At 37.7% G+C, this 21,629-nt stretch carries 19 protein-coding genes; 8 read left to right on the plus strand and 11 right to left on the minus strand.

Translation table 11 applies throughout. From position 1 onward, the window contains the following. Positions 1-13: 13 nt before the first annotated feature. The 4 genes from GSB9_01842 to panC all read right to left on the minus strand — a co-directional run bounded on the left by GSB9_01842 (position 14) and on the right by panC (position 3,419). A complete protein-coding gene (locus GSB9_01842; GenBank protein UKM65279.1) occupies positions 14-1,165 on the minus strand; it encodes an alpha/beta hydrolase-fold protein in 1,152 nt (383 codons plus the stop codon). 68 nt (positions 1,166-1,233) lie between these two features. Continuing rightward, a complete protein-coding gene (locus tag GSB9_01843) occupies positions 1,234-2,199 on the minus strand; it encodes a flippase-like domain-containing protein (protein ID UKM65280.2) in 966 nt (321 codons plus the stop codon). A gap of 4 nt (positions 2,200-2,203) precedes the next feature. Next, positions 2,204-2,554, minus strand: a complete 351-nt coding sequence (locus GSB9_01844) for an aspartate 1-decarboxylase (GenBank protein ID UKM65281.1) — start codon at positions 2,552-2,554, stop codon at positions 2,204-2,206. 13 nt (positions 2,555-2,567) lie between these two features. Beyond that, positions 2,568-3,419 (minus strand): pantoate--beta-alanine ligase, encoded by an 852-nt coding sequence (panC, locus tag GSB9_01845; GenBank protein UKM65282.1) that lies wholly within the window; start codon positions 3,417-3,419, stop codon positions 2,568-2,570. A 198-nt stretch (positions 3,420-3,617) separates the two neighbouring features. Between panC and GSB9_01846 the strand changes: the two genes are divergently transcribed. The 7 genes from GSB9_01846 to GSB9_01852 all read left to right on the plus strand — a co-directional run bounded on the left by GSB9_01846 (position 3,618) and on the right by GSB9_01852 (position 14,647). Further along, on the plus strand, positions 3,618-4,427 hold the full coding sequence (locus tag GSB9_01846; protein ID UKM65283.1) for a glycogen/starch synthase: 810 nt from the start codon (positions 3,618-3,620) through the stop codon (positions 4,425-4,427). A 21-nt stretch (positions 4,428-4,448) separates the two neighbouring features. After that, positions 4,449-6,053, plus strand: a complete 1,605-nt coding sequence (locus tag GSB9_01847; GenBank protein UKM65284.1) for a DUF4270 domain-containing protein — start codon at positions 4,449-4,451, stop codon at positions 6,051-6,053. Between the two features lie 143 nt (positions 6,054-6,196). Then, the gene (gene glmS, locus GSB9_01848) at positions 6,197-8,050 is read left to right on the plus strand and encodes a glutamine--fructose-6-phosphate transaminase (isomerizing) (protein ID UKM65285.1); all 1,854 of its coding nucleotides are present in this window, start codon (positions 6,197-6,199) and stop codon (positions 8,048-8,050) included. 215 nt (positions 8,051-8,265) lie between these two features. Continuing rightward, the gene (locus GSB9_01849; protein UKM65286.1) at positions 8,266-11,112 is read left to right on the plus strand and encodes a TonB-dependent receptor; all 2,847 of its coding nucleotides are present in this window, start codon (positions 8,266-8,268) and stop codon (positions 11,110-11,112) included. 19 nt (positions 11,113-11,131) lie between these two features. Next, positions 11,132-12,646 (plus strand): G-D-S-L family lipolytic protein, encoded by a 1,515-nt coding sequence (locus GSB9_01850; GenBank protein ID UKM65287.1) that lies wholly within the window; start codon positions 11,132-11,134, stop codon positions 12,644-12,646. 167 nt (positions 12,647-12,813) lie between these two features. Beyond that, the gene (gene atpD, locus GSB9_01851) at positions 12,814-14,322 is read left to right on the plus strand and encodes a F0F1 ATP synthase subunit beta (protein UKM65288.1); all 1,509 of its coding nucleotides are present in this window, start codon (positions 12,814-12,816) and stop codon (positions 14,320-14,322) included. 46 nt (positions 14,323-14,368) lie between these two features. Continuing rightward, positions 14,369-14,647, plus strand: coding sequence for a F0F1 ATP synthase subunit epsilon (locus GSB9_01852; GenBank protein ID UKM65289.1), 279 nt, complete (start codon positions 14,369-14,371; stop codon positions 14,645-14,647). Between the two features lie 78 nt (positions 14,648-14,725). Here GSB9_01852 and umuD read toward each other — a convergent pair whose 3' ends face one another. The 6 genes from umuD to GSB9_01858 form a co-directional block, all read right to left on the minus strand. Next, complete coding sequence (umuD, locus tag GSB9_01853; GenBank protein ID UKM65290.1) at positions 14,726-15,166, minus strand: translesion error-prone DNA polymerase V autoproteolytic subunit; 441 nt, start codon at positions 15,164-15,166, stop codon at positions 14,726-14,728. Beyond that, positions 15,163-16,419: a Y-family DNA polymerase gene (locus tag GSB9_01854; GenBank protein ID UKM65291.1), complete on the minus strand. Its 1,257-nt coding sequence runs from the start codon at positions 16,417-16,419 to the stop codon at positions 15,163-15,165. The genes umuD and GSB9_01854 overlap by 4 nt, the downstream gene beginning before the upstream one ends. A gap of 94 nt (positions 16,420-16,513) precedes the next feature. Continuing rightward, positions 16,514-18,328 carry a Na+:solute symporter gene (locus GSB9_01855; protein ID UKM65292.1) on the minus strand — a complete coding sequence of 605 codons (1,815 nt, stop codon included), beginning with the start codon at positions 18,326-18,328 and terminating at the stop codon, positions 16,514-16,516. Positions 18,329-18,355: 27 nt separating this feature from the next. Next, positions 18,356-18,802 carry a DUF3157 family protein gene (locus GSB9_01856; GenBank protein UKM65293.1) on the minus strand — a complete coding sequence of 149 codons (447 nt, stop codon included), beginning with the start codon at positions 18,800-18,802 and terminating at the stop codon, positions 18,356-18,358. A gap of 36 nt (positions 18,803-18,838) precedes the next feature. Further along, entirely contained in the window at positions 18,839-19,045 is a 207-nt protein-coding gene (locus GSB9_01857) for a helix-turn-helix transcriptional regulator (GenBank protein UKM65294.1), read from the minus strand. A 2-nt stretch (positions 19,046-19,047) separates the two neighbouring features. Then, on the minus strand, positions 19,048-19,617 hold the full coding sequence (locus tag GSB9_01858; protein ID UKM65295.2) for a DUF2975 domain-containing protein: 570 nt from the start codon (positions 19,615-19,617) through the stop codon (positions 19,048-19,050). Between the two features lie 105 nt (positions 19,618-19,722). On the opposite strand from GSB9_01858, the gene GSB9_01859 reads away from it, so the two are divergent. Beyond that, the gene (locus tag GSB9_01859; protein UKM65296.1) at positions 19,723-20,139 is read left to right on the plus strand and encodes a DUF2007 domain-containing protein; all 417 of its coding nucleotides are present in this window, start codon (positions 19,723-19,725) and stop codon (positions 20,137-20,139) included. On the opposite strand, the gene GSB9_01860 is transcribed toward GSB9_01859, so the two are convergent. After that, complete coding sequence (locus GSB9_01860) at positions 20,115-21,611, minus strand: PLP-dependent aminotransferase family protein (GenBank protein ID UKM65297.1); 1,497 nt, start codon at positions 21,609-21,611, stop codon at positions 20,115-20,117. The genes GSB9_01859 and GSB9_01860 overlap by 25 nt on opposite strands. Between the last annotated feature and the right edge of the window lie 18 nt (positions 21,612-21,629).

Consider the following 21,629-nt stretch of genomic DNA (forward strand, 5'->3'; position numbering starts at 1 on the left):
GCTATGTTAAGGGTTAATACCCAAAGTCTGATTTTATTAAATCGGCCCGCTCCAGCACCTCATCTTTAGTGATGCCAGCTATTTCCTCTAATGCGTAGGCCGACTGATAAGTACGCATAGCTTTTTTGGGCTCTCCGGTTTCTTCGTAAAAACGTCCTAGATAATAATCGCCCAACAGAGTTTCCGGATATGCTTTTCTAGCCATTTTGCCAAGTTCTTCGTAGTACTCATACCATTCGTTTTTTTCAATAGCTGCCGCAACAGCCCTAAAATCGTTAATCAAAATCTTTTTATCGATGCCAAATAAATCTGAAATAGCTTGATATTTTTCTTGAAGGTAAAGTACGGGAGATATTTCCAACTCTAGAATAACATCGTTATACTCTTCTTTTGAAATAGGACCAAAAACCTGAAAAATACCTTCAATAGCACTTGGTATGGCATGTGTTGGAACCGCATAATGCGATGTACCTTCAAAACTATCAAAATTGTAAACTAAGTTTTCGTTTTCCAAAGCAGCAATATCAGTATTAAGAGCGTTGGTCATTTGTAATATGGATTCTGAATTGTTCTTTGTATTAGCCAAATAGTAGAATGTTTTTGATTCTGTTTTACCCAACACCTCTGGAACGTACTCTATCATATTAGGAGCCAACTGTGGGCTAATTACAACATAGGCTTGAAATAAGGGCTTCGATTTTAACAAAAAATAATTAATAAAGTTGGCACTTTCGCCATGGCCTACGGCAATTTTAAAGTTGCCCACCCTAAAGCTTTCTTCCAAATAAGGCACCAATTCCATGCCTATAAATTCAAAAAAGGTAGCACCTGTTTCAATAGGTAGGGAGTTCTGTTCGGAATATAAAGTGTCATCAAAGCGTTTACCATATTGGTTAACCCCTACTACAATAGCTTCAGGCATATCTTCCCAATATGAAAAGTAATCGACATTTCCGGCAACGGCCTCGAACATGTAATCGCCATCTAATACAATAAATAGCGGATAGGATTTATCGTCGTTAGAACTATACCCACGAGGCAGCTGTATCTTTATTTGGCGTTCCTCTCCTAATTTTGAAGATTGAAACGTTTCGTATTTAACTTGGGCTTCGATGTGTACTGAAACCAGCATGAGCAACAATAAGAAAATGACAAGTTTCTTCATTTTTCAAAAAATGATTTGAGTTAACATGGGCAAGGTAATAAATAAAGGCAGAGATTAAAAGGAAGATTTTAAGCTTGTGGCTTCTTTTTTCTGTTAAAAATAGGCAGATAAATAAGCGAAAGCCCACCAAAGATCACAATCATCAAGGTTTGTGATGCCCACATAATCCAACCAAAAGCAATACTTGGCTGTTCTGGAATTGAGAAAATTGAAAACGCTGCATAAACGGCCAAAGGATACGAGCCAATGCCGCCATTGGTGGCCGCAATACTAAAACTGGCCGAAATAAAACCAATTAGAATAGCAGCAAAGCTTATGTTGTGCAGCTCATCGAACGCAAAAGAGGTTACATAAAACATGAGGATGTACATTACCCAAATAAAAAGGGTATGAAAAATAAATGCCCATTTCTTTTTCATTTTAAAAATACTTAAAGCACCTTCAACCAAACCACTTACAAAACCCTTTACTTTTAAAGCGAATTTAGATTTACTTTTTTTAAGAACTTTAAAAAACCAGAGCAAGAGCAAAATACCAACCATAAGCACCAAGCCTATTTTTAATGGATCGAAACGCTCCACCAAAAAACTATAGATAAAATCGAACTGAAGAAATAAGGTAACCACAATAATGCCCAACATAACCAACATATCTGCAATACGCTCTGCCACAATGGTACCAAAACCTTTTTCGAAAGGCACATCTTCGTAATTTGTTATAATGGATGCGCGGGCCACTTCGCCCGCCCTGGGAATGGTATAATTAATTAAATAGGTTGCAAAAACAGCCATTACACTATTGCCAAATTTTATTTTGTAACCCATAGGCTCTAATTGAAACCGCCAACGATAAGCTCGTGACAAATGACTTAAAAGCCCCAAAAACACACCTATTAGAATATAAGTATAATCGGCATTTTTGGCATACACCAACAATTCATCTAACGATACTTTTGAAAGCGAATACCAGACCAAAAAAACTCCCAAAAGCAATGGGAGTGAAATTTTCAGTATTCTTTTTATGTTGGCCTTCAAAGGTTTATTTTAGCAGGTTAGTGGCTTCATCAGGAAACACCAACGCGGGCTTAAACACCTTGGCTTCCTCAATATCCATAAAAGCATAGGTGATTAGAATTAGGGTATCGCCCACCGAAACTTTTCTGGCGGCAGCACCATTAAGCGTAATTTCGCCACTGTTTCTTGGTCCAGGGATACAATAAGTTTCCAAACGTTCGCCATTGTCGTTATTTACAATCTGAACCTTTTCCCCCTGAATAATATTAGCAGCATCCATTAAATCTTCGTCAATGGTTATACTACCTATATAGTTGAGTTCAGCGCCTGTGCACTTAACCCTGTGAATTTTAGATTTTACTACTTGAATTTGCATGCTGCAAAGATAATTAATTTAATGCTATATTATCAATAAGTCGAATATCGTCGGCATATACGGCAATAAAGGCCCTATAGTTCTTTTTATTTGATTTCCGTTTAACGGGTCTTAAGGTTTCCGTTTCAGAAATGATAAAATACTCCAACTCCAACAAATCGTTTTTAGTGAACTGTTCTTCAACCCATTGCGTTACTTTACCTGCACTTTTTGTGCCAAAATGCTTTTTTGCGGTTTTTAATGTTTTGTAGATAAAAGGAGCGGCCGCTCTGTACTCTGGTTTTAAGCGGGTATTCCGCGAACTCATAGCCAAACCATCACTTTCACGCTGGATTTTACAACCCACTATTTTTACAGGAATATTGTGCTTTTCAACCAGTTTTCTTATAATTTGAAGTTGCTGAAAGTCCTTTTCACCAAAGTAGGCCCTGTGCGGCTTTATAATTTCAAAAAAACGTTTAACAACTGTTCCTACGCCATTAAAATGCCCGTCACGAAACTTACCTTCCATTTCATGCTCCAAACCATCGTAATCAAACGTTTCCGAAACAGGGTTTTTACCGTACACATCATCAACCGTTGGTGCATAAACCAAAATACGGGTATCGCTCAGGTTTTTCAGCAACGCAACGTCATTATCAAGCGTTCTGGGATATTTTTCTAAATCGTTGGGGTTATCGAACTGAGTTGGATTAACAAAAATACTTACCACAACGGTATCGTTATCTTCCAGAGCTTTTTTTACTAACTGCAAATGGCCGTCGTGCAGTGCACCCATTGTGGGGACCAAACCAATACCGCAGTTTTTGGCTTTCAACTTTTCAATTGCAGACTCAATTTGCTGTCTTTCTGTGTAAATTTCCACTTTTTAATATAAAATTAACGCGTGCAAACTTAAGATTTTACAGGCAATTTGCATAAATTTTTGTACTTTTGCGTGTTTTTTATTCTGAAATTTAAAAAGTAAACCTCCTTTTTTTTAGAGGCGCTTTAAAATTTCTCCTTAAAAAAAACTTGATAGCGATTGTTATTGATTTAAAATAAAGTATACAAAACAAATCATATGAAAGATAAGAGGATATTGTATGTATCATCTGAAGTAGTTCCTTATTTACCCGAAACCGAAATCTCATCAATGTCGTTTGAAGCGCCACGTATGGTAAATCAGCAAGGGGGACAAATAAGAATCTTCATGCCAAGATACGGCAACATTAACGAACGTAGACATCAACTTCACGAAGTAATTAGGCTATCAGGAATTAATTTAGTGGTTAACGATTTAGACATGCCGCTAATTATAAAAGTAGCATCAATACCCAAAGAGCGCATACAAGTTTATTTTATTGATAACGACGAATATTTTAAGCGTAAAGCCACACTAACCGACGAAGACGGCAATTTGTTTCCAGACAACGACGAGCGTGCTATTTTCTTTGCCAAAGGTGTTATTGAAACGGTTAAAAAATTAAACTGGGCTCCAGATATTATTCACGTTCATGGTTGGTTGGCATCATTGCTTCCGCTTTACCTTAAAGAGTATTATAAAGACGAACCGTTGTTCAGCGAAAGTAAAATTGTTACCTCGGTTTACAATCAAAGCTTTGACGATACATTAAATAAAGATATGGCCAACAAAATTAAATTTGACGATATCGCCGAAGAAGCCATTAAGCCTTTAGAAGAACCATCGTATAATAATTTAATGAAAGTGGCGGTTGATTATTCGGACGCCTTGATTGTTGGCTCTGAAAACATCCCGGAAGATTTAATTGCATACATTGAAGCCTCTGAAAAACCAATCTTAGAATATAAAAGTAAAGATGAATTTGGTGAAGCCTACACGAGTTTTGTTAACGACGCCGTTTTAAGCTAAACGTTTATTCTTTCAGCACCTATGGAAAAACCTATTAAAGCCCTCAAATTCTCCTTTTTCATCCTACTCACTTTATCTTTGTTTATAGCATGTGACAGAGATTTTACAAACATTGAAAGCGATGTATTAGGAGATGGTAACGCCAATTTCAATAAAAAAGACACCGTATTACCTGTTGTAGCCTACAACAAAAAAATTGACAGCGTACAAATTAATGGCATGGCGTCAAACCTATTAGGTTATTTTTACGACCCGGCTTTTGGAAACACAACAGCAAGTATTGTGGCACAGGTAACACCATCTGCATACAACCCTAGCTTTGGAGAAAACCCTGTAATAGATTCCGTTGTAATAAGTATACCATATTTTAGCACGGTTGTTGGAGTTGATGATAATGGTAACTCAACTTATCGATTAGACTCTATCTACGGAAATCTTGGCGCAAAAACCAAGCTCTCCATTTATGAGAATAATTATTTCCTAAGAGATTTTAATCCTGGCGGAAGTGCAACTTCCGCACAAAATTATTACTCTAATGCAAACAGTGAGATAAATTCAGCACTTACAGAAAGTTCTAGCATTAATTTTGATGAACATATTGGCGAATTAATTTTAACCGACACTATATTGCCATCATCTAAACCAACCATTTTGGTTAAACGTACTGAAACGGATACCACCGAAACTATCAGTGGTCCCGCATACAGGGTTAGTTTGACTTCAGACGAAGCAAAATTTTATTGGAAAAACACCATAATAAACAAAGAAGATAATGCCGTTTTAAGTAATGCCAGTAATTTCAAAAACTACTATAGGGGTGTATATCTTAAAGCAGAAAGTATAAACAACAATGGCCAAATGGCGTTACTAAACTTGCTTTCGGCCAACGCCAACATCACTATTCATTACACATACGGCGACGCAGATTCGCGCTTGCAATCTAGTTACATATTAAATTTTTCGGGAAACATTTTAAACACGTTTATCAACGATTTTACCACAAACTTAGAAAACGGCAAAGCCGTTGAAGGGGATGCCACATTAAATCTAAAAGGCACTGCCGGCTCTATGGCCGTTATAGATTTGTTTCCCAATAGCAGCCTTGAAGATTTTAAAAATGAGTTTACCGATGCTAACGGAAACCCAATCAAGCTTATCAATGATGCCTATTTGGAAGTTTTTGAAGATATGAGCAAAGCTGTAAATGGTAATTATGGTGATGATTACCATAAATATGACCGTATCTATGCGTACGACATTAAAAACAGCAGACCTCTTATTGATTACGATTTTGACCAAACCGAAAATACACAAACGCCCTTCAACTCTAAGTTCTTAAGTTTAAGTCAGCGCGATACAATCTCTGCAAAATATAGAATTCGTATAACAGAACATTTAAAGAATATCCTGTTACGCGATTCAACCAACACAAAAATAGGCTTAGTGATTTCCAATAACGTAAATTACACATCTAATGCCAAGATTTTAAGCCCTAACGATAACGTTAACAATGTACCTAAAGCCACTTTAACAAGCCCTAGAGGCACTGTACTTTACGGAAGCAACTTGGCTGAAAACGAACCAAAAAGAATGAAGTTGAAAGTATTTTACACAGAACCAAAGTGAAATATTAATGTTGTAAACTTTAAATTTTCTCTGAGTGAATTTTATCGTGTAAAACGTTAAATTCCTATAGTAAATAGCTTTTGTATGTTTTTATTTAACATATTTTCTTTGAATTCATTAACCCCAAACTAAAGTAAAAAACTATGTGTGGAATTGTTGGATATTTAGGCCCAAGGGAAGCTTACCCCATTGTTATTGAAGGTCTTAAACGATTGGAATACAGAGGTTACGATAGTGCTGGAATAGCTCTATTTGATGGTACAGACCTCAAGGTTTGTAAAACCAAAGGAAAAGTTGCCGAATTAGAAAATAAATCTAAAGCAGAAATAACAACTCACGGTAATGTGGGCATTGGCCATACACGATGGGCCACCCACGGTGTGCCGAACGATATAAATTCACATCCACACCTTTCAAATTCGGGCGATTTGGTAATTATCCACAATGGAATTATTGAAAATTACGAAGCCCTTAAAAAGGAATTACAATCACGAGGATACACCTTCAAATCAGACACAGACACCGAGGTTTTAATCAATTTAATTGAAGACGTAAAAAAACAAGAAGGTGTAAAATTGGGTAAAGCCGTTCAAGTTGCCCTAAACCAAGTTATTGGTGCGTATGCCATTGCTGTATTCGACAAAAACAAACCCGAAGAAGTTGTGGTAGCACGATTGGGCAGCCCGTTAGCTATAGGTATTGGAAAAGACGAAGATGAATTTTTCATAGCAAGCGATGCTTCTCCATTTCTAGAATTCACAAAAAATGCAGTTTATCTTGAAGATGAAGAAATGGCCGTCATCCGTTTTCACAAAGGCATAAAAATCAGAAAAATAAAAGACGACTCTTTAGTTGATACTTACGTGCAAGAACTTCAAATCAATTTAGAGCAAATTGAAAAAGGCGGTTACGAGCATTTCATGCTAAAAGAAATTCACGAACAGCCCAAGGCTATTCAAGACACTTACCGTGGACGTTTATTGAGAAACGAAGCCATTATTAAAATGGCTGGTGTTGAGGATAACATGAAAAAATTCCTCAACGCCAAACGTATAATTATTGTAGCTTGTGGTACATCTTGGCATGCTGGCTTGGTGGCCGAATATATTTTTGAAGACTTGGCCAGAATACCCGTAGAAGTAGAATACGCCTCAGAATTCAGGTATCGAAACCCAGTTATTACAGAAGACGATGTACTAATTGCCATTTCACAATCTGGTGAAACTGCTGATACCTTAGCCGCTATAAAATTGGCTAAGTCTAGAGGGGCTTTTGTTTTTGGCGTATGCAACGTTGTGGGGTCTTCCATTGCACGTGAATCGCATGCTGGAGCTTACACACATGCTGGACCAGAAATTGGCGTCGCTTCAACCAAAGCATTCACTACACAAATTACTGTATTAACCTTAATGGCCTTAAGACTGTCAAGAGCTAAAGGAACCATTAGCAGCTCAGACTTCCGTCAGCATTTACTGGAATTAGAAATGATTCCTAAAAAAGTAGAAAAAGCACTGGAATCTGATGTAATAATTAAAAAAATCGCCGATGTTTACAAAGATTCTCGCAATTGCTTGTATTTGGGCAGGGGTTATAATTTCCCTGTAGCACTTGAAGGTGCATTAAAACTAAAAGAAATATCATACATCCATGCTGAAGGCTATCCGGCAGCAGAGATGAAACACGGCCCTATTGCTCTTATTGACGAAAATATGCCCATTGTGGTTATTGCTACTAAAAAAGGACATTATGAAAAGGTAGTGAGCAATATTCAAGAAATAAAATCCAGAAAGGGTAAAATTATAGCCATCGTTACCGAAGGTGATGTTCAAGTTAGGGAATTGGCAGACCACGTTATTGAAGTGCCAGAAACTCTAGAGTCGCTTTCACCTCTATTAACCACAATTCCATTACAATTACTCTCATACCATATAGCTGTACTATTGGGTAAAAACGTGGATCAACCACGTAACTTGGCAAAATCGGTTACTGTAGAATAAGCTTTCAACAATTTTTTATAAACCTCCAAGAATTACAGCTTTAAAAGCACAATATTTCCTATTTTAATTCAAAATTTTTTAAATATTTCTTATTTTTAAGTAATGTTTTTTGCTAAAAAATACTATGCGTGCATAATTTTTTATATATTTTCAACCGCAATAAATATTTTTATAATTAAGTTATATCATTATACAACTTGACTAAACTCAAATTAATGAAAACAATTCTCTATTATTTATTACTCCTACTTAGTAGTACACTTTATGGACAAACCACCCTTTCAGGTTCTGTTGTAGATGATAGCGGGCAACCTATTCCCGGTGCAAACGTTATAGTTATTGGAACCTCAACTGGTACCGTTACTGACTTTGATGGTAATTTCAGTTTAACTTACGACCAAGCCCCCTCTTTTTCTGTTCAGGCTAGTAGCATTGGTTTTGAAACGGTTACAGAAGAAGTAACATCAAACAACCAAGTGATAAACTTCATCTTAAAAGAAGGTACTTCGCTGGATGAAGTTGTTATTTCAGCATCTAGAACTCCAGAACGTATATTTGAATCGCCCGTAACTGTTGAACGCTTTGGACTTAAAGAAATTAAAAATACGGCTTCTGCCGACTTTTACGGTGGATTGGAAAATCTTAAAGGGGTTGACATTAATACAAATAGTTTAACCTTCAAATCGGTTAACACAAGAGGCTTTGCGGCTTTTGGCAACAACCGATTTATGCAATTGATTGATGGCATGGATAATTCCGCTCCGGCCCTAAATTTTCCTCTCGGAAATTTAGTTGGTATGATTGAACCAGACATTCAAAATGTTGAGTTGCTCCCGGGAGCGGCATCTGCTTTGTACGGCGCAAATGCTTTTAATGGCATTTTATTCATGCAAAGTAAAAATCCTTTTGACTTTCCAGGAATAAGTACAACTATTAAACGCGGAATCACTTCACAAGATTCGGCGGGAGATAATGCTTATACGGACGTTTCGCTCAGAGCTGCCTACAAATTTAGCGACAAGTTTGCTGGTAAAGTAAATTTTGGATACTTAAGAGGTACCGATTGGATGGCTACCGATATGAGCGACAAAAATATGACTAGCGGCACTAGAACCTCCAATATTAATTATAACGGAGTGAATGTTTATGGTGATGAAGTATCGACCAACATATACGATGTGGCTTTAGCCTTAGTGAACTTAGGTATACTACCCTCAGGAGCCGAAAACTTGGTACCTTCGGTTAACGTTAGTAGAACAGGTTATCAAGAACGCGATATGACCGATTATAAAGCGGAAAGTATAAAAGCCGATTGGGGACTTTACTACCGTCCTTGGGCTAATGATTTCGAAATTCAATATATAGGTAAAATAGGCCGAGGATCTACTATTTTCCAAGGCGCCCAACGCTATATGATTAATGATTTTTCTATGCAGCAGCACAAATTAGAAGTAAAAAATGACAACTTCTTCCTCCGTGGCTACATAAACTCAGACAAAGCAGGAGATTCTTATGTTTTAGATGTTGCTGGTCCAAATCTTTTAGCGAAATGGAAACCGCATGAAACTTGGTTTGGCGAATATGTTGGTGCATATGTACAATCAACTCTTGGCGGTGCAACCAATGATCAGGCTCATGTCCTAGCTAGAAAAACTGCAGAAATGGGCAGGTTTGAACCTGGCACGCAACAATACCAAAATGCATTTGATGCTGTTACAAATGACACTGATTTTTTAACAGGCTCTAAATTTCAGGACAATTCAAAAATTTACCATGCCGATGCCAACTATAATTTTAGTCATTTAACCGATTTTGCAGAAATACAAGTTGGAGGCTCTTACAGAAGATACAAATTGAATTCGTTTGGAACTATTTACACCGATGCGCAAGGCCCTATCAATTATTCTGAAGTTGGTGTTTATACCCAAATTCAAAAAACGCTAATGGAGCGATTAAAATTAACAGGTTCTATCCGTTATGATAAATCAGAGCTATTTGACGGTTTCTTTTCTCCTCGAATTTCAGCAGGATATACTTTAGGCACCGAAGAAAACCACAACATAAGAGCTTCGGTACAAACCGGTTTTAGAAACCCCAACACGCAAGACTTATATATTGGTTTAGTAACGGGCTTAGGTGTTCTTATTGGAGGGGCTAATGATAATGGCGACCGTTTTGTACGCGATTATAATGTTAGTCAGTTCGCGCAAAACAACTTAGGGCAACCGTCTTCTATTACGCAATCGGGTTATGCAGCTTACAACAACTCCTTGTCCTCTACCGTGGCTACCGGATTAGCCACACACAACCCTTCTGATAATGGAAGCCAATTCATTGGAAATTCCGATTATATAAAGCCGGAGCAAGTTACTTCTTTTGAGGTAGGCTACAGGGGGAAACTTAAAAACGTTACTATAGATTTAAGTTCTTATTACAATACGTATCAGGATTTTATAGCAAACGAAACGGTTGCTGCACCTTATTACGGGAATGTTGCAAATTTCGACTTAACGGGGTATGACCCAAATAATCCAGCATCGGTGGCTGGTTTAAACCAAGATACACAATTCATTCTTGCGGCACTCCAAAACGACGATTTTGTTAGGTACCAAACCTATACAAACTCAAACACCGAGGTTAATTCGTATGGTGGTGCAGTTGCAATAAGTACCAAAGTATTTGGCAATTTTGACCTTGGCGCAAATTACACCTATGCCAATTTTGATTTTGATAAAAAGGCTAACCCCAATTTCCGACCTAGTTTTAACACACCCGAACATAAAGTAAAAGCAACATTTGGAAATACCGAACTGTTTAAAAACTTTGGCTTTAACGTAGCGTGGCGTTGGAGCGACAATTATTTATGGCAATCTTCTTTTGGCGACGGTCAAATTGATTCGTTCCACGTTGTTGATGCCCAACTTAATTACAGAGTGCCCAGCATGAAATCTTCTTTCAAAATTGGGGCGTCAAACTTATTACAACAAGAATATGCAACAGCCTTCGGAACAGGAAACATTGGATCTATTTACTATGTATCTTGGACTATCAATAACCTATAAAAATTTAATCAAAATAAAAATGAAATACATCAAATATATACTCCTTTCTACTTTGTTCATTGGGTTGGCTTCTTGCGAAGAAGACGACAGCAGTATGGTAACGGAAGAACAACTGCCAGAACTTACCGCCGGCAGCGCCAACTTTTCAACTTACATAGCCCTAGGAAATTCGCTTACGGCTGGGTTTACAGATGGGGCGCTGTTTATGGCCTCTCAAGAAAATTCTATACCTAATTTACTTTCCCAAAAGTTTACCATGGTTGGTGGTGGCGATTTTGTGCAACCACTAATGAATGATAATTTTGGTGGTATTGCCATTGGAGGAAACAGACTGCCCGGTTTTAACCCTAGACTTGTTTTTGGAGGAGCCGGACCCGTGCCTTTAGAAAGTGTTATCGGCCCAGTTACCGTTACAACCGATTTAGTAAGTAACAACCCGTCCGGTCCCTTTAATAATATGGGTGTGCCTGGCGCAAAAAGTTTTCATTTATTAGCTCCCGGCTATGGAAATATTGACAACGTTTCTTTAGGTTTGGCTAATCCTTATTTTGTTAGGATGGCATCAGCACCAAACGCCTCTGTTATAGAGGATGCCATGGCACAAGCCCCAACATTTTTTACTCTATGGATAGGAAATAACGATGTACTAGGCTATGCCACTTCAGGCGGTGAAAGCAACCCCGAATCTGAAGATTATAACCCCATTACGCCGGTTGATGGCCCTCCTGGTGTTGGTTTTAACCAAACTTATGGCGCCTTGATAGCTACGCTAACCTCCCAAGGAGCACAAGGTGCCGTGGTCAATATTCCAAATGTAACAGATATTCCGCATTTTACCACCGTACCTTATAACCCAATTCCGCTGGATGCGGCTACAGCAGGTGCTGTGAATCATGCTTACGCCGAATACAATGGCGGTTTGCAACTTGCGTTGGCAAATAGTTTGATTACAGCTGAAGAGGCTACTGCCAGAACTATAAGTTTTACAGCTTCTCAAAATAATGCTGTGGTTATAGAAGATGAAAGTTTAACCAATCTGTCTGGTTTGGGCCTACCTAGTATAAGACAAGCTACAGCAAATGATTTATTTGTACTTCCGGCCGCATCGTTTATTGGTACCGAAGCCGTTTCAGGAAACCCTTTAACAGTTAACGGCGTTGCAGTTCCTTTGGCAGACAAATGGGTACTAATACCGAGTGAACAGGCTGAAATAAAAACCGCTATTGACACCTTTAATGCAACCATTAAAGCGGCAGCTACCCAAGCAGGCTTAGCATTCGTAGATGCCAATGCACTACTAAACCAATTAGCTAACGGCGGTATTACGAGTAATAATTTTAACTTAAATTCCAGTTTGGTATTTGGCGGGGCTTTTTCGTTGGATGGTGTTCATCCTACAGCACGAGGCTATGCTTTAGTAGCCAACGAATTTTTAAAAGCTATTGATACCACTTATGGTTCAAATTTTGAAGCTTCGGGCAACTTTTTAGATATAGGAAACTATCCAACAAACTATTCGCCTACATTACAATAAATTTAAATTTAAAAGCCTTTATAAAACACCTTCATTCTGGAGGTGTTTTTTTATTCCAAAAAACCTAAAAAAACAACTTTCATTTTAAATTAAAAGGTATATCTTTGCAGCCGAAAACCAAAACAGTTTTCACACAATTAAATCGCATAATATTAAACACATAAGTAATGTCTAAAGTTACAGGTAAAGTTGCACAAATAGTTGGTCCGGTTATCGATGTTGAATTCGGTGCGGGTTCTGAACTTCCAAAAATTTACGATTCATTAGAAATTAAAAGACCTGATGGCTCTATTTTAGTATTAGAAGTACAATCCCATATCGGAGAAGATACCGTACGTACTATCGCAATGGATTCGTCTGATGGTCTAAGCAGAGGCACAGAAGTTATCGCTACTGGTGCTCCCATTCAAATGCCTATAGGCGATGATGTTTACGGACGTTTGTTTAATGTTATTGGTGATGCTATTGACGGATTAGGTGATTTACCAAAAGCTGGCGAGGCTGGTTTGCCTATCCACCGTCAAGCACCTGCGTTTGATGAATTATCAACTTCTACTGAAGTTTTATTTACAGGTATTAAAGTCATCGATTTGATTGAGCCTTACGCAAAAGGTGGTAAAATTGGATTGTTTGGTGGTGCCGGTGTAGGTAAAACGGTATTGATCCAAGAGTTGATTAACAATATTGCAAAAGGTCACGGTGGTTTGTCAGTGTTTGCTGGTGTAGGCGAAAGAACTCGTGAAGGAAATGACCTTTTAAGAGAGATGTTAGAATCTGGAATTATCCGTTACGGTGATGACTTTATGCACTCTATGGAAGAAGGTGGATGGGATTTATCAAAAGTTGACAAATCTAAAATGAAAGAATCTAAAGCAACATTCGTATTCGGACAAATGAACGAACCTCCTGGAGCACGTGCTCGTGTGGCCCTTTCTGGATTGACTATTGCTGAGTATTTCCGTGATGGTGCTGGCGACGGACAAGGAAAAGACGTACTTTTCTTCGTAGATAACATCTTCCGTTTTACACAAGCAGGTTCTGAGGTATCTGCACTTTTAGGTCGTATGCCTTCTGCGGTAGGTTACCAACCAACATTAGCAACCGAGATGGGCGCGATGCAAGAGCGTATTACGTCAACTAAAAAAGGTTCGATTACATCAGTACAAGCGGTTTACGTACCTGCGGATGACTTGACTGATCCGGCTCCTGCAACAACGTTTGCCCACTTAGATGCAACAACTGTATTATCTCGTAAAATTGCCGAGCTTGGGATTTATCCAGCTGTAGACCCATTAGATTCTACCTCTCGTATCTTAACTAAAGAAATTTTAGGAAAAGAACACTACGACTGTGCACAACGTGTAAAAGAGTTGTTACAACGTTATAAGGAATTACAAGATATTATTGCCATCCTTGGTATGGAAGAACTATCTGAAGAAGATAAATTGGCCGTAGGTCGTGCAAGACGTGTACAACGTTTCTTGTCACAACCATTCCACGTAGCTGAGCAATTTACAGGTATTCCAGGAGTATTGGTTGATATTAAAGAAACCATAAAAGGCTTTAACATGATTATGGATGGTGAATTAGACCATCTACCAGAAGCAGCTTTCAACCTTAAAGGTACTATTGAAGAAGCTATTGAAGCTGGTGAAAAAATGTTAGCTGAAGCATAAAACAAGCCTTAAGCAATAAGCTTAAAGCCTAAAGCATTAAAAAGATATGTATTTAGAAATTGTATCTCCAGAAGCAACCTTATTTAGCGGCGAAGTGGAGTCCGTTGCCGTACCAGGTGTAAATGGTGAGTTTCAAATGTTGAACAATCACGCCCCTATAGTTTCTACTTTAAAAGAAGGCGTTGTTAAAATTTCAGGCGACATTACTATAGATAAAGAAGTTGAAGAAAATTTTTCAAAAGGAGACAACAATACCACGCTTTTGAAAATAAACTCTGGAACGATTGAAATGAAAGATAACAAAGTAATTGTTTTAGCTGATTAAAACAATTTACTTGATAAACCAAAAACGCCAAACTTAAAAAGTTTGGCGTTTTTGGTTTATATTAAACTCATCGTTTTTTTAAACCTTCTTAATAACATTAGTAACAATACCCCAAATTAAAAAATTATTATCTTCCGTTATTTTTATAATAGGGTAATCTGGGTTTTCGGGTTGTAACCACACTTCACCATTTGAGACCCGTAAGCGCTTTACCGTAAATTCCCCATCCAAAAAGCAAACTGCTATTTTATTATTTGCAGGCTCTAAGCTTCTATCGATAACCAACAAATCATTATCTTCTAAACCGGCTCCAATCATCGATTGACCACTTACGCGAGCATAAAAGGTAGCCTCTTTGTTCTTAACCAGCTCATCATCTAAAGACAATCGCTGTTCTTTAAAATCTTCTGCTGGAGAAGGAAAACCTGCCGAAATACCGGTGTCAAAAAAATGTGCCGCAGCACCATCTATAGTTTGCGGTGTAAAAAATGTTAAACTTCCTGATTTGTGTGCTATCATCTTACTACAATAATATCGTTAATGTTTGTGGTATATCTTGGAGACAATCGTTCTTGTCGCATTTTCCAAGTACGTTTTAAATCTTGGTTACCCAATTTAATTTTATGGCTTTTATACTTTGCGTTTAAGCGGTCTATAGACTGCATTAAAGGTTGATGCTTGGGGTTTTCTTTATCGAACAGTTGTAACTGGTGGTTGTTTGTTGGCACCAAACCCGTAACGATAACACCCGCCCGTTTATACTTTATGCCTTCCTTAAAAATAGAAGTTACTGCTTGTACAGCACACCGACTTATAATCAAAGTGGAATTTGTTGGATAAGATAAGCTAATACTTTTACTTGCTCGATGTTGTGGTAACTCTTTTTTATGCCTATCGCTACTCAACATTACAACAATCATGTGGCAACTAGAACCTTGTTTCCGTAACTTTTCGGCACAAGCCGTGGCAAAGGTCGAAATACGCTCTTTTATGTTGTCAATGTCTGAATACGTGTACTCAAAACTGCGCGTAGTCGCAATGGCCCGTTTGTTTTGTGGCTCATCGAGTAATATTTTTGAGTTCCCTTCTAAGTCTTTTTTAAGCTTCCACTCGGTAATTGAAAATGTTTTACGCACCCACTCATCTGGCAGTTGTGTAAAATCGTACGCCGTTTTACAACCTTTGGCCTGAAGCCTTTTGCTTAACCTGCGCCCAATACCCCAAACATCCTCAATTTTAATCCATTTTAAAGCTTTAACTCTACTTTCTTCAGATTGTATAACATAGACACCTTTAGTTTGCTCTGGAAATTTACGTGCAATTTTATTAGCCACTTTACTTAAGGCTTTTGTAGGCGCTATGCCCACACAGGTTGGAATACCCGTCCATCTCAAGATACGTTGTCTTATCTGACTCGCATAATCGTTAAAATTATAATTTTCAAAACCTTTAAACAGAAGAAAAGCTTCGTCGATACTATACACCTCAACATCGGGTGTAAATTGCTCTAAAATTTTCATTACCCGGCTGCTCATATCACCATACAGCGGATAATTAGAGGAAAATACTTGTATATGGTTAGCCTTACAAAAACCATCCCACTTAAAAATAGGGGCACCCATGGGAAGTCCAATAGCTTTAGCTTCATCGCTTCTGGAAATAACACATCCATCGTTATTACTCAAAATAGCAATAGGTTTACCTTGCAAATTCGGATTAAAAACCCGCTCGCATGAAGCATAAAAATTATTACAATCAACTAAAGCAAACATGCGTAAATTTACATCATTTTTCAACGAACTGAAATAGGAAATAGCACTTCAGGTAAAATTTTGAAGTATTGTATACTTTACTTTACAATTTGTTTTAGAGAATGTTGGTCTTTACTTTTTTCCAAACTTTAAGTAACATAAAACCTGAAACTCCAGCAATAATAGTTAATAATATAGCATAGCTATAAACGCCATAAACCCAATATCCTGTTGCAAACAGACAACTATAAATAAGCACACAACCTAATAGCATAGCGACAATTCCAGAGGGTACGCTCCAACCTTCATTAGAGGTTGTGATAGTAATATTTTCGGCTTTAGCCTCCTCAACAACTTTTTTCCATCCAGGACCGCCAGGTTGTATTTTTTTGTAAAAAGACCGCAGTATGTCTTTACTTTCGGCTTGTGTTGCAAAAGTTACCACCAGCCAAATTACAGTTGTTACCAAAACGATTACAGGAAATTTAGCCCAACTAGAAAAAATACCGTCTGCTTCACCGAAAAAATAAGCACCTAAAGCTGTAAAGTTTAATACAATGGAAATGACACCCGACGAGAACATGGCTGCAATCTCACTCCAAGCATTAATACGCCACCAAAACCAACGCAATATAAAAATAAGCCCTGTTCCCGCTCCAAACATTAAAATAATATCGAACAATTGCAAGGCATTTTGTAATACCAAAGCCAATAGCGCACTACAAACCATTAAAATCACAGTGGATAGTTTACCTACAGTAACCTTTTGTTTTTCGGAGGCATTTTTATTGATTTGTTGAATATAAAAATCGTTAACAATATAAGACGAGCCCCAGTTTAAATGTGTTGAGATAGTTGACATGTAGGCTGCCGACAAAGAAGCCAAAACTAAACCTAACAAGCCTGCGGGCAATTTGGTTAACATGGCTGAATATGCTAAATCATGACCTAATTTGCTTTCGGCCACATTGGGAAATGCTTGATGGATACTGGCCACATCGGGATAAATTACCAATGAAGCCAAAGCAACGATAATCCATGGCCAAGGGCGTAACGCATAGTGCATAATATTAAAAAAGAATGTGGCACCAATGGCATGGTTTTCGTCTTTTGCAGCGAGCATCCGCTGGGCAATATATCCACCGCCACCAGGTTCGGCACCAGGGTACCAGGCGCTCCACCACTGCACTGCCAACGGGATAATCAATAAAACAATCAAGGATTCTGTATCATTAAAATCGGGCAGCAACGACAATTTAGTTATCACCTTCGGATTTTCAATTAAAGCGGTAATTCCCCCAACTTCTGGAAGGTTTACCAAATAATACGCAGCTCCAATAGACCCTACCATGGCTACAAAAAACAATAAAAAATCGGTGTAAACGACACCTTTAAAGCCACCAATAGCACTAAATACTACAGTAACCAACCCTGCAATAATAACCGTTTGCCAAGGTTCTAAACCTAACATAATACCACCTATTTTAATAGCCGCCAAAGTTACGGCCGCCATAGCTAAAATGTTAAAGACAACACCCAAGTACACCGCTCTAAAACCACGTAAAAACCGGGCTGGTTTTCCGCTATAGCGTAATTCATAAAATTCAATATCGGTATTAACCTCAGATTTACGCCATAGTTTAGCGTAAACAAAAACGGTTAATAGCCCTGTGATTAAAAAGGCCCACCATACCCAGTTTCCAGAAACACCGTTGGTTCTTACAATATCGGTAACCAAATTTGGCGTATCGGTTGAAAATGTTGTAGCCACCATAGAAAGTCCTAAAAGCCACCAAGGCATAGAACGGCCGGAAAGAAAATATTCTGAGGAACTTTCGCCCGATTTTTTAGATACCCAAAACCCGATAAATAATGTTATTGAAAAAAATAATGCGATTAAAACATAATCAATTGTATGCAGTTGTACCATAAGTTACGGTTTGGGCTGGTTGTTAATTTAAAATAATTTTCCTTTTTCCATTATAGCGTGCCCCGTACGCTTGTACATTACTTTCTTTCCGTTGGCACAAAACGTGTAGCGGCCTGTGGTTTTTCTTTCGGAAGCCCATAGTAACACCACATCGTCGACCGTACAATCGTAATCTTTCGCTACTTTCTCCTTAATATCATCTATAGTAGCACGCCCTCTTTTTAATTGATTTTGAATTTTACTATTTAGCTTGGGCTCTGTAAATCCTTCTTCTACATGACACGCATCTTCTTCCTTTTTAACCTTAGCTACATTTTTACCTGAGACTTTCTGTGGTTCGGCATCAATATACTCCCAAGTATAATCGGCCTTTAGTAAAACACGGCGGCCATCTTCGGTTTTTACGATATAATTATTTTGGGAAAACCCAATAAACGACATGACTAATAATAAGAACAGGACATATAGTTTCATAGCAGGTAAATTTAGAATGTATCAAAAGTACAAATTTTAATCTTCAACATATTCTAAAATATCGGCGGGCTGGCAATCTAAGGCCTTGCAAATAGCTTCAAGCGTTGAAAACCTTACCGCCTTGGCCTTTCCCGATTTTAAAATAGACAAATTGGCTTCGGTTATACCGATTATTTCCGCCAATTCTTTGCTTTTCATATTACTTTTGGCAAGCATTATATCTAAGGTTACGATAATGGCCATAGCTATATGGTTAAGTCGTTTTCCTCCTTCAACAACATACCCTCTTTAAAAATTTCGGCCATTATAAATGCAACCAATGCTAAAAACAGCGTAGTAAAAGAGATAGAAACACCTTTGAAACCTCCATGCTGAAAACTAACGGATGTATAACTTGTTAAAATAGCATAAATTAAAATATACTTACCTATGCGTCTAAAAGACGCTACATTGGTGACACCAAATGTTTTGAACTTCTTCACGGAAGTTATAACCTTTTGAAACTCTCGTGTTGACAGGAACAAAACAAGCAAAATAACGCTTAACTGAAAATACCCCATATATAACGAACTCGTTTTTATTTCATCAAACTTAAAGATGTTGTCAAAATCTTCATCAGTATCTACTTTCCACTTGTACATGTAGTTGTAATCGCCTGTTTTCGTTCGAAAATCCAATTCTTTAGAGCTACAAAAACTCCTATCAAGTTGCAAATGGATGAATACTGTAGTTAATCCAATAAACAGAAGTATAAAAAAGACCTTTGAAATCTTACATAGTAAAATGGCAATTTTTAAAAGTGTATTCTTCTTCATTATTAAAAAATTATCGTTTAACAACAACAAACATACAAAAATTATTGAATAACAATAATTTTTATGTAAGAATAATCAAAAAGTTTTAACTATATTTGATATGAAATGGCACCAACTTTTAAAACCATAGCGAAGTTTCAGTATTCCAGTGAAGCCCAAATTATAAAAGGCCGATTGGAATCTGAAGGCATAGATGTTTTTTTAAGCGACAACTTCACCATTGATACCGACCCCTTGGTAAGCAACGCCATTGGCGGCGTAAAGCTTAAGGTATTATCTAAAGATGCCTTAAAAGCCCAGCACATTTTAGATGGTATTGCCAAATATTCTTTGGACAAGGACGGCATTCCCATTCACTGCCCCAATTGCAACAGTACGCAGGTTCAATTATATTCTACCATAAAAGATTTTAAATCCTTCTTTTCGTTTATTATTGGCTTTTTATCGGGAACCTTACCTTTTTATGCCAAGGATAAATATAGGTGTGAAAGTTGCCATCATGAATTCGACACCACATCATAAGCCCGCTTTAACTTTTTAACCACGATGTGTATTTCATCGTTGTTTAAATGGCCAAAACCAAACCGCATAGCACAGGTTGTTTTACTTTGGTACAAAATAGTTTTTGGTAAAAATAAATCGTTCTTTTCAGCTTCTTCGGCAAGCTTCACCAAAGGTGTTTTAGGCTGAAATTCTATCCACAAGGCCAAACCACCAGAAGGCACAACCCAAGTTATGGCTTTACCAAAATAAGTCTTAAGGTGTTCACATAAGCAATCGCGTCGTTGTTTATAAACAATAATATTCTTTTTTATGAGGCGGTATACCTCACCTTCCGAAATAAGTTCGGAAAGCATTTGTTCTTGAATCAGGTCGCCTTGCTTATCCAATAGCTGCAAATAATTCTTTGCTTCTGAGATTAAATTTTCGGGCGCTACTACAAACCCCGTTTGAAAACTAGGAAACAAGGATTGCCCCAATTTCCCTAGATAAATAACCATACCATTGGCATCGGCAGTCGCCATTGGCAACATCGCAGAACCATCGTACTGAAAATCGTAATCGTAATCATCTTCAACAATAGCAAAACCGTATGCTTTGGCCAATTGCAACAATTGCAAACGCCGCTCTGCACTTAAAGTTCGAGTTGTTGGGTAATCTCTGTGAGCACATACATAAACACATCTAATACTTCCTTTTACAAAATGTTTTTTTATAAAAGTGACATCCAATCCATTTTCATCAACAGGAATGGTTTTAATGGAAGCGCCAGCTTGCTGAAAAATCATATTCGATTCGTAATTGCTCAACCCGCCCACCAGAACCACATCGTTTTGCTTAATAAGTAATTGCGACACAATGTAGAGGCTCATTTCAGTACTACGCGTGTTAATGAGGTTATCTGGTTTTATACGAAACCCTCGAGTAGCATTTAAGTAATTACAAAGTTGATTATCAAAAACAGAATGCGCCGTATTACTGGTTTTATTCCATTTAGAAATTAAGGTTTTCCGCTTCATCGCAGCACTGTACCATCTAGAAAATTGATGTGTTGGATGTAATCGTAAATCGGGCTTTCCATCGGTAATGATGTAAGCCGCCTTTGTTAACTCAAATGTGGATGCGAGATGAAATGACTTTTGGAAAGGAAAACCTGTTGTTTTAGAATAAGAATAAGCTTGGGCAATATGTTGCGATGGTGCCGTTATTTTAGCAGTGTGTTGCTCTGGTACCAAAACAAAGGTTCCCCTGTTTGCTAAAATCTCAACCCAGCCCTGAGCTGCTAATTCATCATAAATTGCAACGGCCGTATTTCTATGTATTTTTAATATCTGACTTAATACACGTGTTCCAGGCAACACCATACCTTTTAACAAGTAGCCGCGCTGTATCAAATTTATTATTTGCTCCGAAACCTGTAAGTAAACCGGTTTGGTATTCGATTTATCAAAATCGATAAACTTTTTAAAAAGATGTAAAACCGGACTATTCATTGTTTTAAAACTGGCCTA

It is taken from the genome of Flavobacteriaceae bacterium GSB9 (assembly GCA_022749295.1).
Classification (GTDB): Bacteria; Bacteroidota; Bacteroidia; order Flavobacteriales; family Flavobacteriaceae; genus Flavisericum.

Coding starts and splice junctions, on each gene's coding strand:
- GSB9_01847 (UKM65284.1), top strand. CDS start 4,449: ATGGAAAAACCTATTAAAGCCCTCAAATTCTCCTTTTTCATCCTACTC.
- GSB9_01842 (UKM65279.1), bottom strand. CDS start 1,165: ATGAAGAAACTTGTCATTTTCTTATTGTTGCTCATGCTGGTTTCAGTA.
- GSB9_01844 (UKM65281.1), bottom strand. CDS start 2,554: ATGCAAATTCAAGTAGTAAAATCTAAAATTCACAGGGTTAAGTGCACA.
- GSB9_01852 (UKM65289.1), top strand. CDS start 14,369: ATGTATTTAGAAATTGTATCTCCAGAAGCAACCTTATTTAGCGGCGAA.
- glmS (UKM65285.1), top strand. CDS start 6,197: ATGTGTGGAATTGTTGGATATTTAGGCCCAAGGGAAGCTTACCCCATT.
- GSB9_01857 (UKM65294.1), bottom strand. CDS start 19,045: ATGGCCATTATCGTAACCTTAGATATAATGCTTGCCAAAAGTAATATG.
- GSB9_01846 (UKM65283.1), top strand. CDS start 3,618: ATGAAAGATAAGAGGATATTGTATGTATCATCTGAAGTAGTTCCTTAT.
- atpD (UKM65288.1), top strand. CDS start 12,814: ATGTCTAAAGTTACAGGTAAAGTTGCACAAATAGTTGGTCCGGTTATC.
- GSB9_01856 (UKM65293.1), bottom strand. CDS start 18,802: ATGAAACTATATGTCCTGTTCTTATTATTAGTCATGTCGTTTATTGGG.
- umuD (UKM65290.1), bottom strand. CDS start 15,166: ATGATAGCACACAAATCAGGAAGTTTAACATTTTTTACACCGCAAACT.
- GSB9_01855 (UKM65292.1), bottom strand. CDS start 18,328: ATGGTACAACTGCATACAATTGATTATGTTTTAATCGCATTATTTTTT.
- GSB9_01849 (UKM65286.1), top strand. CDS start 8,266: ATGAAAACAATTCTCTATTATTTATTACTCCTACTTAGTAGTACACTT.
- GSB9_01850 (UKM65287.1), top strand. CDS start 11,132: ATGAAATACATCAAATATATACTCCTTTCTACTTTGTTCATTGGGTTG.
- GSB9_01854 (UKM65291.1), bottom strand. CDS start 16,419: ATGTTTGCTTTAGTTGATTGTAATAATTTTTATGCTTCATGCGAGCGG.
- GSB9_01858 (UKM65295.2), bottom strand. CDS start 19,617: ATGAAGAAGAATACACTTTTAAAAATTGCCATTTTACTATGTAAGATT.
- GSB9_01860 (UKM65297.1), bottom strand. CDS start 21,611: ATGAATAGTCCGGTTTTACATCTTTTTAAAAAGTTTATCGATTTTGAT.
- GSB9_01859 (UKM65296.1), top strand. CDS start 19,723: ATGGCACCAACTTTTAAAACCATAGCGAAGTTTCAGTATTCCAGTGAA.